This is a genomic window from Winogradskyella psychrotolerans, from assembly GCF_018860565.1.
Taxonomy (GTDB): Bacteria; Bacteroidota; Bacteroidia; order Flavobacteriales; family Flavobacteriaceae; genus Winogradskyella; species Winogradskyella damuponensis.
In genome coordinates this window covers 350,150-364,137 of the sequence record NZ_JAHKPS010000018.1, presented here as the reverse complement: position 1 = coordinate 364,137, position 13,988 = coordinate 350,150, and the positions used below count along the sequence as shown (strand labels likewise).

Genomic DNA, 13,988 nt, shown 5'->3' with positions numbered 1-13,988 from the left:
GTCGCATAGAAACAACATATTAGGATTGTTTCTAATTGTTTAATCTATTTTTTATCGTTAATCATTGCCATAGACAAGATCTATAAAATCAGACTTTTCTAATGTGCCAAAATAATTTTCTATGGCAACATTTTGTAGCGCTTTCTTAATTTCATGTTTATCATAAGGAATGCCAATAAGTAAGTCTTCTAGATCTGAGATAGGCTGTCTTCCAAAAAAATCACCAAAGACTTTAAAGTCTGAAATATGACCTTTTTCTACAAAAATACGAAGGTCTATTTCACCAATAGCGAATCGTTTATTGCGTTGGATATTAAATTTAGGTGAACGTCCAAAATTCCAATCCCATAAATCATATTTTTCGGCTTTTAAATCGTGTACAGCTTTCCATTCAGCTTCCGTTAATTTATAGGTTTCAAAAGGCTCGCTAGCTTCGTATAAACCTGTGAGTAATTGCTTTTTAAAATGTGCCATTGAAATAGGTTGTTCTAAAAATTCACTAATATTTGCGACACGGCTTCTAACAGATTTATGACCTTTAGATTGTATTTTACTCATTTTTACTTGTAGGGCTTTAGCAACTTCACCCATATCTGTATCAAATAATAAAGTCCCATGACTTATCATACGTTTTCCTGTAGAAAATTGAGCTGTTCCAGAAATTTTCTTCTCATCAACCAAAATATCATTTCTCCCTTTTAATTCGGCAGAAACACCCATAGCGTTTAATACTCTAATCACAGGCGCTGTAAACTTCTTAAAGTTGCTAATGCTTTTTCCATCGTGATTAGTAATAAAACTAAAATTTAAATTCCCTAGGTCATGATAAACAGCTCCTCCGCCAGAAACCCGACGTACGACATGAATATTGTTAGCCTCTATATATTCTTGGTTAATTTCCTCTAAGGTATTTTGATTGCGTCCTATGATAATAGAGGGCTCATTAATGTAAAACAGTAAATAATCTGTAGAAGCATCAAAATGTCTTAAAACATATTCCTCTAAAGCTAAATTTAATTTCGGATTTGTGTGGCCTTCATTATCAATAAAAATCATAGAAACTGTAGTATTTGTTGTTTACAAAGGTAACGAAATTGAGTATAATGCTGTCGTTGTCAAACTAAATATAGTAGGTGTGATGCTGTTATATATGTAGCTACAAGCTTTAAATCCATATCAATAAATTAAAAATCAGCAGTGTGTTTTTTTGGGGCTTGATTTGTGAAAATTGATGTAAAAGTATAGCTGCCAGAGCTCTATAAAAATAATGATAAATTATTATTATTTTTATTTGGAATAAATATAAATAAGAATAATTTTGTCAAAAATTTAGACGTGTTCCAATTCAAACTATTTTTTATTTACGTATTTCTATTTTTTAGCATTTTAGGCTTTAGTCAAAGTGGAAATTTTTACGGAAAGGTGAAATATGATTCTAATGAACCTGCGGTTTCTACATTCATTGTATTAAAGGGAAATGCTATAACTAAAGAAACCAATTCCAATATAAATGGAGCTTATAATTTTAAAGATCTTCCTTACGGGACATATACAATAGCATTTTATTCATTAAATGACCTTCCTAAAACCGTTACAGTTCAGTTAGAAGAAAAAAATAAAGAGGTCAATGTTACTCTCGAAGTTGCAGCATTAGACGAAGTTTTTGTAAAATCTAAAACGGTGCAGCAAAAAATTGAAGAAAAAGGATTTGCGGTTAATGTTATAGAAACGAAAGAAGCCGCTATTCAATCGATACAAGTTAATGAATTACTAGACCAATCTGCTGGTGTTAGAGTTCGCCAATCAGGTGGTTTGGGCTCGCATGCACATTATAACCTTAATGGGATGACAGGTAATTCTGTTAAGATTTTTATTGATGGAGTGCCTATTCGGAATTTTGGACCTTCTTTTTCATTAAACAGTATTCCTCCATCTTTAATTAAACGCATTGAAGTTTATAAAGGTGTTGTACCTCCACATTTATCTGATGATGCTATGGGTGGAGCGATTAATATTGTGTTAAACGACATTACCAAAAATGAATTAAAAGTGTCTGTTTCTGCAGGATCTTTTGGAACCTATAGAACCGACGTTAATGGTGGTTATAGAAATAACAAAAATGGTTTTACGGCAAGAGGTTCTGCTTTTGTGAATTATGCAGATAACGATTATGAAGTTTGGGGAGACCAAGTAGCTGTAGCGCTTTCTGCAGGAACACCAGATGTGTATATTAAAGCCAAACGCTTTCATGATCGCTATAGATCGCAAGGCGGAAAGGCAGAGTTTGGTTATACTCATGTATCTTGGGCAGATAAATTATTGGCTGGTGTTTTACTCTCTAATATGGATCAACAGATTCAAACAGGTGCTACAATGGAAATTGTATATGGTAACCGATTTACAGAGCAAAGCACTAATATGTATAGTTTAGAGTATGCAAAAAAAGGTATTGCTAAGAACTTAGACGTAAGTGCATTTGCGTCCTATTCTCGTCTCAACAGAAAAACCATAGATACTATTGCGACACAATACAGTTGGTTAGGTCATCCTACAAGTTACTATAACGATCCCGATGTTTGGGCTACAGGCGCAGAAGCAAGTGTCCCAACACTTCAAAAAGATATTGATCAGACTATTAATATGCGCTCTAATGTTGCGTACCATATTAATGATAATAATACCATTCAGCTAAATCATTTACTAAACACATTTACACGAGATTCTGATGACCCAATGCTTCCTGCTGCAGAAAACGCATTAAGAGAAGAACGCGGCTATTTAAAATCTATATTAACACTTTCATATGAAAATAGTGCTTTTGATGAAAAGTTGAGGACTTCAATTTTTGGTAAATCGTATTATATGGACAGAACTTCAAAATTACGTACGCGAAGTTCAAACACTTCGGAGTCAACTATATTTATTGAGGAGAATAACATCAACTCTAACGATTTTGGTTTTGGGGGATCAATTTCGTATTCCTTCTCTCCTAAATTTTCTGTATTTGGTTCTGCTGAAAAAGCGATTCGTTTACCAGAGGCCAATGAGGTTTTTGGTAATGTCGCAGCTAATTTAAATGCTTCAGTTAATTTAAAGCCTGAGCATAGTAATAACTACAACTTAGGGTTTACGTACGATAATTTACAGTTTAAAGAACATACGTTTGGCGTGACTACCAATGTGTTTATTAGAGATACAGAAGATTTAATTATGCCTTTTCCTACAGGTAGCAATGAAGAGTTTTTTGAGAACTCTAACGTCGGTAAAATTTATACAGAAGGTATCGATTTCACATTAAATTATAATTATAAAGAGCGTTTGTTTTTTAGTGCAAACACATCATTTTTTAATGCTAGAGATCACAATGTTACGTATGATGTGAATGGAAATCCTATTACACCAACCTATGAAAGATTAGCCAACACTCCTTATTTTACGATGAACTATAATCTAAAATATAACGTACAGAATTTTATTCAGAAAGGAGCGCGTTTATCAACTTATACCAATTTATTATATGTCCACGAGTTTTTTAGACACAGTAGTGTACTTGGTGGCTCAGGAAAAACAGTCATTCCTGCTCAAGTTTCTTTAGATGCAGGTTTTGCTTTTACATTTCCAAAAAACAAGGTATCACTAAGCTTTGATGTAAAAAACATATTAAATCATCAGTTATTCGATAATTATGCCCTTCAAAAACCAGGAAGAGGGTTTTATGGGAAACTTACTTTTTCAATTTTATAAATCAATTAATTTAATACTTATGAATTTTAAATATTTATCTCGTATTGCTTGTTTATCAGCTTTATCTTTAATGACGTTTTCATGTAGTGAAGACGATACACCGTCATCAGATCCATCAAATACATCTGATTACAGACCATATCATTTGGTAATAGGTTCTAGCCCAACTGGTGAATCTGAAACGTACATACAAGGGACTACAGTAGAAGAACTTAATGACCCAAATAAAACGTTTACTTTTAATGGGTATGGCCGAGAAGTTCCGTCAACTCGTACAGCACGTTTATATACCTCTGATGATGGTGAAACGGTTTACAATTTAAATTATGGAGGTGGTGATATTGCTAAATATGATTATATCAGTGGACAAAATTACGACTTAGTTTTAACAACAGATATCCAAGCAGTGATGGGAACAGCCTATCCACGTTGGACAAAGATTGATGATAATTATGCTATGTTACACAATGTAACTACAGAAAATATCTATGAAAATCCAGATGAAGAAACGTCGCCTTACGTAAGAACTAAAGCCACTGTTACTTTAGCTCGTGTAGATTTAAATACAATGAGTGTATTAGAAAATACGTCTTTTGAATTTCCTTATAACGAAGATAATTCTGGCGATGGTATTCATACTTTTCGTATTGATGCCCCAGTAATTGCTAACGGAAAACTTTACTACGGAGTTGCAAAGCGTTTTTATGATGCTTTAACAGGAGAAAATGGTACTATGGTTAATGATAATGTAGAAACTCTAGTTGTAGATTACCCTTCTTTAGAAAATGAAACTACAATTGTGTCAACCTTAGCTCAAGGTTCTACAAATGGTTATAGAACACCTGTTGCACATAAAGATGAATTAGGTGATACTTACCAATTAATAACATCTGGTGATGCTTCAATTATGAAAATTAGCAATGGTGCTTATGATACAGCTTATGGTAAATTTGATATTAAATCGCTTTTAGGTCATAATGCCGAAGCAAATACAGGTTGGTTTTATGTAGGTAACGGTATTGGTTATGTTCCTGTTTTAAATACAGATTTAGGGGACAGTGCAAGTTCTAATTGGTATATTGTAAGAGTTGATGTTTACAATAAAACAGCAGTGAAAATGAATATTCCTATAGATTTATGGTTGCGTCAATACCAGTGGGCAAGTGTTATTGATGGTAAATTATATATGGCTTTAGCTTCTTTAGGAGGTGTAGGTAATGTTTATATTTTTGATCCTAGTTCTACTAGTGCAGATGGTTACACCAAAGGTGCTACATTACAAACAGGAACAACTGATGCTTCTTACATTGGATTATTTTAAAATTTAAAATAACCTAAGCCTATCAACTCAAAATAATAGGTTAAATATTTCAATAAAAAACCAGAATATATCTATGTTCTGGTTTTTTTGTGTCTATATACATAATAGCGTTGCTGTAATAGGTGTTTTTTTGAAACCTACTTTATAAACGTATTTATTGTTTCAATTTTATTTCATACATCTCATTATCTAAAGGCTTGTATGGATTGTATTTTAATATCTTAAATTTTAAATCATCATCTGATATTTCTAAGCTGACTTTTCTAGTGTCAATTGTAACATCTTTAATTTCTTTAGACCCTAATAAAGCCTTTTGTATGGTTATATTGGTAGATGCTTTATTTTTAAAATCGATTAAAATTTTGTTGTTTTTAAAATCTATTCTGATTTCAATAGTGTTAATGGGTAATGCCTTAAACTCAGATTGATTAATTGTTACATATTTTTTTGGAATATTAAAATAGCCTCCTTGACTCAATGTGATATTTATTTTAGGTTGAAGGATATTTGTTTCAATTTCATTAATAAGGTTGTTGTTTTCAAATATTCGTTTTAAATTTTCAATAGTTTTTGTGTCGCTTTTTTTATTTAAAATAAAAAAGTCAAAAATCAGAGACGTAATTTCTTCATATTCGTATTCTGTTTCTTCGAGTATGGCATCTAGCATTATTTCTTCAATTTCCTTATTCATAAGGTTTTCAGATTTTGCCTCATCCAATATGTCGTCAAAATCAGGTATAACTTCTAATTTCAAAACATGGGATAAATCTTTAAAGAAAACAGGTCGTTTCGTTTTATAGTCGAGTTCTGGTTTGTAATAAAATAAAACTTTAGTTATCAAACTATATTCATCTAAATCATAATATGTGGTGGCTAAATTAAAAATGGAAGACAATGAAAATATTGATTCATCTAATTCAAATTCATCATAGTAATTCAAATATTTAAATTCATAATCTATATGAAATGTATACGTTTTTAAATTTTCTTTTGTTGTCTTATCAAGGAAATCTAGATAAAATTCATCATTAAAAGGGAAGTTAATTTTTAAACCATTTTTAGATTTAATATCAAATTGTGAGCTGTTATTTCCGCCATAGATATAATTATATATCAAAACATCAGAACAAACCTCCTCTATAAATGCTTTGCTTTTTTGCATTTCTTTAGGAAACTGTTCTAAACTATATAAGCTTTTAAGAAAGTTTTGAGCATTAATAGGACATATTGAAAAAGTAATTATTAATGTAAGGAGTAGTGTCTTTCTCATAGTTTACAATGGGTGTTGGATAAAATTTGTGGCATGAATAAGCACCCAATTTAGGAAATAAAACCGAATAGCCCCAAGTGTAGCAAACATGAGAAGCAACATCTACAAGGGATTATAAGTAGGCGAGTACCAGCAATTACTTCAGAGATTGTTTTTTATTTTAAATATTCAAGAGTGTTTACCATTTCAAACTTTGGGCTTCTTCTCATAAACTCTCTTAAAAAAGCAGTATGCGCTGCACCCATAATTATAAATACTCTATCTTTTTTTGTCATTGGAATTCTGTTTAGATTAGAATATATTTTCATATTTCTATGATAAAAGATGGCAGCATTGTCAGCACCTTCAAATCCATCATCTATTCCAACGTAAAGTAGTTTGTCTGCATTGGTGTTTATTGAGTAGTCAAGGTGTAATGGCTCATTAATTAATTTTAATTTTTCGAGTAAAGATAATTTGTCATAGTTAGCTTCACGTTTAGCCATTTCGGGATATTCTTTAAATGGTTCGTTTGTAAATTGTAAATAGGTTTTTGAATCAATAGCGTTTTCATGATCGGGACTGTTTTCAATAAAATCTCCGACGCTGTAATTATAGCCCATATGATTATCAATCCCATATATTTTTTTTACATTACTTAGCCTACCTACATCAAATCCAATCATACTACTTTCCCCATAATTTGTATTTAATGTAGAAGGGGTATTTAAGAACTCTTGGTAGGCTTTATTGATCTCGTCATTAAATTTTGGTAAGTTCTCGATACATATTATTGTAGGTTTAAATTCCGCTAACATTTTAGAAATTTCTCTAATTTCTTTTTGTGCATCATCACTATGTTCATCAAATTCTGTTTTGTTGGCATCAGGAGTATAACCAAAGTGAAATGTTCCAAAGTTTAGAACTTTTATTTTGTCACTTTTTTGTTCGGTTAAGCTTTTATTTTTTAATTCCTGCGATTCATTTTTAGTATTACAGCTTAAAAATAAAAGGCATAAAAGTAAAATTGTTTGTTTCATCTGTCAGTTTTTAAATTGGCGACAACGGTCTCAATAGGGGTTGTGATGTATTTATAAAACTAATTTAGCAAAAATGAAACGAACTAAAGGAAATTCTGCTAGAATTTCCAAGTAGTTGAGATCTAGTTAATAATGACGCATGGTGATGTGAGTTGTTTTTTATTCTAGGTGAGGTTAATATAATTCTGATCTTCAGATTAAAGAGGGATTATCTTTTTCTTAGCCTGCAAGTATATTAATTGTATAAAAAAATAAAAAGAGTCTTTGTGTTATTAGAACAAAGACTCTTTTTATAAGTTTAAAGATTTTCAACCATTAAAATTTCTAGTTTTCTTTCTCCATCTTTAAAAGGCCAATTTATTATATCGCCTACCTGTCTGCCAATTGTAGCAACCGCAACATCGCATAAAATAGATGATTTTCCTTTTTTGTTATTTGCTTTTGTGGTTGACACAAACGTATATTCTTTTTCTTTATTTTCTGTATGATCTTTAATTTTTACACGTCGGTTAACTGTAACGATATCATTTGGTAAGTCTCGCCTAAGTACTTGTTTGGCGTTTTTTAATTCTAAAAGTAATAGTTCTTCTTCTTGTTTAGTTACTTTTTTTTTTCGAACATGATCTTTAATCATATCGTATATTCCGGTTGTTAAAATTACATTTTTTGACATAATATCTTTTTTGAATTTCTTTCTTAATACTATGTATAGTTGTGACTCAATCATCCAAAATAGTGTACAGTAAATGGAGCTGCTATTTTTTGAATGCTAGTAATAGTGTTAAGAATAAAATAAGATTAAATTTTAAGAATAATCGAGAGTATCCCTGTTTTGAGTCGTAACAGGGATTAATTAATAAACTCTTTTGAGTTTTTTAAAAAAATATCGTCATGTAAATAAGATAATGATAGCGCTAATCCGTGAGGATTTTTTTTAAGATATAGAACATAAATTGCTGCCATTGGTATTAAATATAATGAGTTACAAACATAATCATTAGATTTAATATTTACAAGGTTATACCTACTAAGGTACTATTAAAATTGTTCTACAGATTTAGTCTAAAGCCTCATATTTTTGAGTATAGCGAAACACTTCAAATCGATAAGCTCCATAATCGCCTTTTTCTGTTTTTAATGTAATCGGATTTTTAATTGCATAACCTTGTTTCGATTCGTCTCTTTCAGTTCCAAATCGTACAAAATTGTCTCTAACATCAGAAACAAAAACAAATTCTTTATAATATTTAGTTCTTTTTTTTACTTGACTGCTTTTAATCGGATAATGCTTAATCTTAACTTGGTCAAACACATATTTGTTTTCGTATTTTTTTATTCCGATTGCCATTGCAAAAAGCGGATTGCTTATGATGTAAACTATGTTTCAAAATTAGCTTAAAGTTACTTGTTATTTAATTCAGTTCGTTGTTACCCAACGTTTTTTATTCAGTTACAGAACTCCAATTTTCGCCTGTTTTTATTCTATGTATTTGCATATCAGAAACTCCAAAACGTTTGGCAATCATTTTAAGCCTGTTATTTTTATTTTTTAATTGGCGTTTGATAATTTTTACTTTTCCCGCGTTCAGTTTACCAATATTTTTACTCCTTTTTTTTACAATTTCGTTCCAATCTGGATGGCTAAATTGATGCAATTCCTTTTCTCTTTTCGTAGCCCATTTTAAATTTTCCATTCGATTGTCGGTTTTATCATAATTCAGATGAATAACACAGACTCCGTCATTTTTTTCCAGAAAATGTTCTGCAACAAGTTTGTGTACGTATCTGCTGGTTTGTTTTCCGTTCTTTTTTTGTTTTACTGGTAAATTCTGATATCCGTTTATAAAGTATTTTTTAACCAAAAATTCCTCGTCAGTTTTACAATTTATAATTCTGCCGTAATTTGATATTTTAAATTTTTCATTTTCAGAAATCTTGTCATCAAATACGACCTCTTTCCATTGTTCATTCCAATAATTTCGTATCATTTTCGATGTTTGTCTTAAATGTTGGGTAATTCGTTATATCCATATAAAAAATTCGCTTATCCATTAAATGAACATGGATAAGCGTGCTTTTTAATTTTTAGATCTTCTGTACAGGGAATCCTCGGTCTCTCATGAGAGCTTCAATCTTAGCTTCGCGACCTCTAAATTTTCTGTAGGCTTCTGCTGGATCCATAGCGTTGCGTGGAGCAAATAAATATTTTACCAATTTATCTGCAACGGCTTTATCATAAAAACCACCTTCGGCTTCTCTAAAGGCTTCAGAAGCATCACTAGTTAGTACATCTGCCCACATATAGCCATAATAGGCTGTAGCATAGCCTTCACCAGAAAACACATGACCAAATTGCGGTGTTCTGTGACGCATTGGTAGTTCTTTAGGCATGCCTAATTCGTCAAGTGTTTCGCGTTCAAATTTATCAATATCAATATCTGTTGGGGCTGCTAAGTGTAACTTCATGTCAATTAAAGCCGAAGCTAAATATTCAGTTGTTCCAAACCCTTGATTAAATGTTGAGGCTTTCTTTATTTTTTCAACTAAGGACGCAGGAATTGGTTCTCCTGTTTTATAATGCACTAAAAATTGATTGATAACTTTGTCTGTAGATAACCAACGTTCTAATAATTGCGATTGGAATTCTGTGTAATCTCTAACACCTCCATTTAAAGTTGGGTATTTTACATCGGCAGAGAAGAAGTGAAGGGCATGACCAAATTCATGGAAAAACGTTGTGGCATCATCCCACGATACTAAAACCGCTTCTCCTGGTGCTGGTTTAACAAAGTTGGAATTGTTTGATGCTAACACATTTTTTTCGCCTTCAAAAGAATCTGAACTTCTATAGGTTGTTGCCCAAGCGCCAGAGCGTTTACCTTCGCGCGCAAAAGGATCTAAATACCATAAGCCAATATGCTTACCAGAATCTTTATCGGTAACTTCCCAAACCTTTACATCCTCATGAAACACAGGAACAGCACCTTCTGCTACTGGTGTAAATTTATAATTAAACAATTCGCCAGCGGTAAAGAACATGGCTTCTGTTAGTTTATCTAACTGTAGGTATTGTTTTACTTCGTCGCTATCTAAATCGTATTTCTTTTTGCGCACTTTTTCTGCATAGTATCTATAATCCCATGGTTCTATGGTTATGTTATCTCCAAGTTCGTTAGCTACAGTTTGCATATCTGCGACCTCTTCTTTAACTCTAGCGGTTGCAGCTGGCCAAACGGCCATCATTAGATCCATTGCGTTTTCTGGCGTTTTTGCCATACGGTCTTGTAATCTCCATTCGGCATAGTTATCATAGCCCATTAAGCCTACCCGTTCTTTACGTAATTTTAAAATTTGAGCAATGATTTTGTTATTGTCGTATTGGTCTCCGTTATCGCCTCTAGAGTAGTAGTTTTCCCAAACTTGCTTACGTAATTCGCGTTCTGTAGAGTAGGTAAGGAAGGGATCTATTGATGAGCGTGTATTAGTAATAGCGTACTTTCCTTCTTCACCTTTATCTGTAGCAATTTTAGCTGCAGATTTAATAAAGCCTTCAGCCAAACCACCTAACTGATCTTTGTTTAAATAGGTGATGTAGTTTTCTTCATCGTGCAGTACATTGTTTGCGAAATCGGTGTAAAGCGATGATAATTCTTTGTTGATTTCGGCATAGCGTTTTTTCTTTTCGGCATTTAAATTTGCGCCATTCATTTCAAACTGCTTGTAGGTTAAATCAACTACGCGTTGTGCTTGCGGTTCTAAAGGTGTTTTTTGAGACGCTTCATAAACCGTTTTTATACGTTGGAATAGTTTTTCGTTTTGCGAAATTTGAGACCTAAAATCTGAAAGTTTTGGTGCTAATTCGGCTTGTACCTTTCTAAATTCTGCTGAGGATACGTTGCTTCCCATAATACCATAATAGGCAAAGACTCTGCTCAATGCTTTACCTGCACTTTCCATGGCTACAATAGTGTTTTCAAAGGTGGCAGGTTCGGTGTTGTTAGCAATAGCTTCAATCTCGGCAAGGTTAAGCTTCATGGCTTCTTCCATTGCAGGCTTTATAGCTTTAACAGAAACTTTATCAAAAGCAGGAACACCTTGGTAAGGTCCTGTCCATTCTTGGATTAATACATTATCACTCATGTTTTTTTTTGTGGGTTTTTTTATGTCTTCTTTACAACTTGAAAAAAGGACAATGCTACAAATTAAGGTTGCTCTAAGGGAATTAGAAATCATAATTAATTGTTTAGTTTATGAAAAATGGTTGCTGTTTTATCAAGTCATCAAAATACTGAAAATAGGAATAAACTCTCTTAAATATTTTATAATTTTTTGAAGGTAATCACTCTAAGATTACAGGGATTATATAGGCTCAAATAAAGCTAAAAAATAAGTGATATCTTAAAGTTATTTGCGCAATATGCGTTACTCAATCAATTCAACTTTTCTAATATAAACATTATGTAAAGGCCAATCTCCTTCGTCTGTTTTAACAGTATTAATTTGATCTACGACATCCATGCCTTTTGTGACTTCGCCAAAAACGGTATACTCACCATCTAAATAATGGGCTCCACCTTCACGTTGAATTATAAAAAACTGAAATGGAGAGGCTAATTTATAGGCATTTTCTATTTCGCTACTTGGCATAGAAACGGCTCCTCTTTTGTGTGTGTAGCCGCGTTTGGTATCTGGAGGTAATAAATAATGTCCTATATTTTGACGTCTTTTAGCAATGTTATAATCGTCACTGCTTCCGCCTTGTATTACAAAGTTTTTTACGACTCTGTAAAACTGTGTGCCATCAAAATAGTTGCGTTTAGTAAGGTAAACGAAATTTGCTCTGTGGAATTTTGTTTTATCATAGAGCTTGATTTCTATAATGCCAAAATCTGTGGTAATTCGTACTTTATTTTCTTTGTTTTCTTTTTCGTATTCTAAAAAAAATTCCATCGCATTAGCATCTGTTAGTTTAGGGTGGTCTATTTCTTGTTTCTTTTTAGGTGTAACTTTGGTTTGGGTAACTGTAGAATCTTTTGCAATTGTTGTATCTGTTTTTTTTGAAGTTTGTTTATCTTCACAATTCAGAAGTAATAATCCAATTCCAATAACCATTGGAAACAATAATCGAAATTTCATAAATGTTATTTAATACGTTTTTAGAATCTGTAGTAAAAATAAAACATCTAGAGCTTTTTGGCGAAGACTCTCATGCTAAAATGTCTCCTCCTTATCGTTTAGAATTAGCAGAAAAAATGAAAAAGAAGTCTAAAGCGGCTAAAAGGGCAGGAGTTATGGCTTTGTTTTATCCTAATACTAACGATGAAACTCACTTGGTTCTTATTCTACGTAAAACTTATAAAGGAGTACATTCTGCTCAAGTTGGGTTTCCTGGAGGAAAATATGAAGATAATGATAATAACGATTTAATGGAAACTGCCATTAGAGAAACAGAAGAAGAGATTGGAGTCTCAAGGACTCATATTGATGTTTTAAAAACAATGTCTCCTATTTATATACCACCAAGTAATTTTATGGTGCATCCTTATATTGGAATTTCAAAAGAATATTTAATTTTTACAAAACAAGATGAAGAGGTTGAAGAAATCATAGAAGTAAAACTTACTGACTTTTTAAACGATAATAGCACTATAACTACAACAGTACCAACCTCTTTTGATGAACAGGTAGATGTGCCAGCTTTTAAATTTAATGGCCATATTGTTTGGGGAGCAACTGCAATGATGCTTGGAGAAATAAAAGACTTGTTAAAACAAGTTTTATAATTTAACTTAATGGTTACATTTGTAATTGACAAAATTTGAAAAATTAACTATGGGATTATTCAAAAGAAATCCTTTCGGACATATACTTTGGGTTAAAAAATGGCTTATAAGAATTCTTGGAGCTTTTACACACAGACGTTTTAGAGGGTTTAATGATTTACAAATAGAGGGGTCTGAGATTATTAAGGACCTTCCAGATACTAATGTGCTGTTTATTTCTAATCATCAGACCTATTTTGCAGATGTTATTGCTATGTTTCATGTATTCAACGCTAGTTTAAGCGGACGATTAGACAGCATTAAAAATGTAGGTTATTTGTGGAATCCCAAGCTAAATATGTATTATGTGGCAGCAAAGGAAACCATGAAATCTGGTATACTTCCTAAAATATTTGCTTACACAGGTTCTATTAGTATTGAGCGCACGTGGAGATCTCAAGGTAAAGATGTTAATCGCCAAGTAAAAATGAGTGATATTACCATGATCAAAACCGCTTTAGATGATGGTTGGGTAGTAACATTTCCGCAAGGTACAACCACTCCTTTTAAACCTATTAGAAAAGGAACAGCCCATATCATTAAAACCTATAAGCCAATTGTAGTGCCTATTGTTATTGATGGTTTTAGACGATCGTTTGATAAGAAAGGATTGCGAATTAAAAAGAAAAATATTTTTCAATCTTTTGAAATAAAACCCCCTTTAGAAATAGATTATGAAAATGAATCTATTGCTAGTATTGTTGAAAAAATAGAGTATGCTATTGAGCAACACCCTTCATTTTTAAAAGTAATTCCACAAGATGTACTTGAAGAAAATGAACGATTGAATAGAGAACTTAGAGATATGTAAT

The 13,988-nt window shown here is 32.1% G+C and carries 12 protein-coding genes; 4 read left to right on the top strand and 8 right to left on the bottom strand.

Annotation, left to right across the window (positions count from 1 at the left end; genetic code table 11):
- Nucleotides 1-57: 57 nt before the first annotated feature.
- A complete protein-coding gene (locus KO504_RS08180) occupies nt 58-1,056 on the bottom strand; it encodes a lipoate--protein ligase (RefSeq protein ID WP_215925834.1) in 999 nt (332 codons plus the stop codon).
- A gap of 279 nt (nt 1,057-1,335) precedes the next feature.
- Here KO504_RS08180 and KO504_RS08175 point away from each other — a divergent pair, with 279 nt between their 5' ends.
- Together KO504_RS08175 and KO504_RS08170 are read left to right on the top strand one after the other, a co-directional pair.
- Nucleotides 1,336-3,744 carry a TonB-dependent receptor gene (locus KO504_RS08175; protein ID WP_215925833.1) on the top strand — a complete coding sequence of 803 codons (2,409 nt, stop codon included), beginning with the start codon at nt 1,336-1,338 and terminating at the stop codon, nt 3,742-3,744.
- A 19-nt stretch (nt 3,745-3,763) separates the two neighbouring features.
- Nucleotides 3,764-5,065: a hypothetical protein gene (locus tag KO504_RS08170; protein WP_215925832.1), complete on the top strand. Its 1,302-nt coding sequence runs from the start codon at nt 3,764-3,766 to the stop codon at nt 5,063-5,065.
- 154 nt (nt 5,066-5,219) lie between these two features.
- Here the strand turns inward: KO504_RS08170 and KO504_RS08165 are convergent, their stop codons facing one another.
- The 7 genes from KO504_RS08165 to KO504_RS08135 all read right to left on the bottom strand — a co-directional run bounded on the left by KO504_RS08165 (nt 5,220) and on the right by KO504_RS08135 (nt 12,490).
- Nucleotides 5,220-6,335 carry a hypothetical protein gene (locus tag KO504_RS08165; protein ID WP_215925831.1) on the bottom strand — a complete coding sequence of 372 codons (1,116 nt, stop codon included), beginning with the start codon at nt 6,333-6,335 and terminating at the stop codon, nt 5,220-5,222.
- Nucleotides 6,336-6,490: 155 nt separating this feature from the next.
- Nucleotides 6,491-7,354: a DUF5694 domain-containing protein gene (locus KO504_RS08160; RefSeq protein WP_215925830.1), complete on the bottom strand. Its 864-nt coding sequence runs from the start codon at nt 7,352-7,354 to the stop codon at nt 6,491-6,493.
- Nucleotides 7,355-7,652: 298 nt separating this feature from the next.
- A complete protein-coding gene (locus KO504_RS08155) occupies nt 7,653-8,027 on the bottom strand; it encodes a GreA/GreB family elongation factor (protein WP_215925829.1) in 375 nt (124 codons plus the stop codon).
- A gap of 384 nt (nt 8,028-8,411) precedes the next feature.
- Nucleotides 8,412-8,702 carry a hypothetical protein gene (locus KO504_RS08150; RefSeq protein WP_215925828.1) on the bottom strand — a complete coding sequence of 97 codons (291 nt, stop codon included), beginning with the start codon at nt 8,700-8,702 and terminating at the stop codon, nt 8,412-8,414.
- A gap of 94 nt (nt 8,703-8,796) precedes the next feature.
- Complete coding sequence (locus KO504_RS08145; RefSeq protein ID WP_215925827.1) at nt 8,797-9,342, bottom strand: HNH endonuclease; 546 nt, start codon at nt 9,340-9,342, stop codon at nt 8,797-8,799.
- 97 nt (nt 9,343-9,439) lie between these two features.
- Nucleotides 9,440-11,587, bottom strand: coding sequence for a M3 family metallopeptidase (locus KO504_RS08140; RefSeq protein WP_215925826.1), 2,148 nt, complete (start codon nt 11,585-11,587; stop codon nt 9,440-9,442).
- Nucleotides 11,588-11,776: 189 nt separating this feature from the next.
- Nucleotides 11,777-12,490: a peptidylprolyl isomerase gene (locus tag KO504_RS08135; protein WP_215925825.1), complete on the bottom strand. Its 714-nt coding sequence runs from the start codon at nt 12,488-12,490 to the stop codon at nt 11,777-11,779.
- 2 nt (nt 12,491-12,492) lie between these two features.
- Here KO504_RS08135 and KO504_RS08130 point away from each other — a divergent pair, with 2 nt between their 5' ends.
- Nucleotides 12,493-13,137: an NUDIX hydrolase gene (locus KO504_RS08130; RefSeq protein WP_215925824.1), complete on the top strand. Its 645-nt coding sequence runs from the start codon at nt 12,493-12,495 to the stop codon at nt 13,135-13,137.
- Nucleotides 13,138-13,186: 49 nt separating this feature from the next.
- Complete coding sequence (locus KO504_RS08125; protein WP_215925823.1) at nt 13,187-13,987, top strand: lysophospholipid acyltransferase family protein; 801 nt, start codon at nt 13,187-13,189, stop codon at nt 13,985-13,987.
- The last annotated feature ends 1 nt before the right edge of the window (nt 13,988 follow it).

Excerpts from the sequence above, each read along its gene's own strand:
- KO504_RS08135 (WP_215925825.1), bottom strand. The coding sequence starts at position 12,490 with ATGAAATTTCGATTATTGTTTCCAATGGTTATTGGAATTGGATTATTA.
- KO504_RS08125 (WP_215925823.1), top strand. The coding sequence starts at position 13,187 with ATGGGATTATTCAAAAGAAATCCTTTCGGACATATACTTTGGGTTAAA.
- KO504_RS08150 (WP_215925828.1), bottom strand. The coding sequence starts at position 8,702 with ATGGCAATCGGAATAAAAAAATACGAAAACAAATATGTGTTTGACCAA.
- KO504_RS08155 (WP_215925829.1), bottom strand. The coding sequence starts at position 8,027 with ATGTCAAAAAATGTAATTTTAACAACCGGAATATACGATATGATTAAA.
- KO504_RS08160 (WP_215925830.1), bottom strand. The coding sequence starts at position 7,354 with ATGAAACAAACAATTTTACTTTTATGCCTTTTATTTTTAAGCTGTAAT.
- KO504_RS08145 (WP_215925827.1), bottom strand. The coding sequence starts at position 9,342 with ATGATACGAAATTATTGGAATGAACAATGGAAAGAGGTCGTATTTGAT.
- KO504_RS08130 (WP_215925824.1), top strand. The coding sequence starts at position 12,493 with ATGTTATTTAATACGTTTTTAGAATCTGTAGTAAAAATAAAACATCTA.
- KO504_RS08170 (WP_215925832.1), top strand. The coding sequence starts at position 3,764 with ATGAATTTTAAATATTTATCTCGTATTGCTTGTTTATCAGCTTTATCT.
- KO504_RS08140 (WP_215925826.1), bottom strand. The coding sequence starts at position 11,587 with ATGATTTCTAATTCCCTTAGAGCAACCTTAATTTGTAGCATTGTCCTT.
- KO504_RS08165 (WP_215925831.1), bottom strand. The coding sequence starts at position 6,335 with ATGAGAAAGACACTACTCCTTACATTAATAATTACTTTTTCAATATGT.
- KO504_RS08180 (WP_215925834.1), bottom strand. The coding sequence starts at position 1,056 with ATGATTTTTATTGATAATGAAGGCCACACAAATCCGAAATTAAATTTA.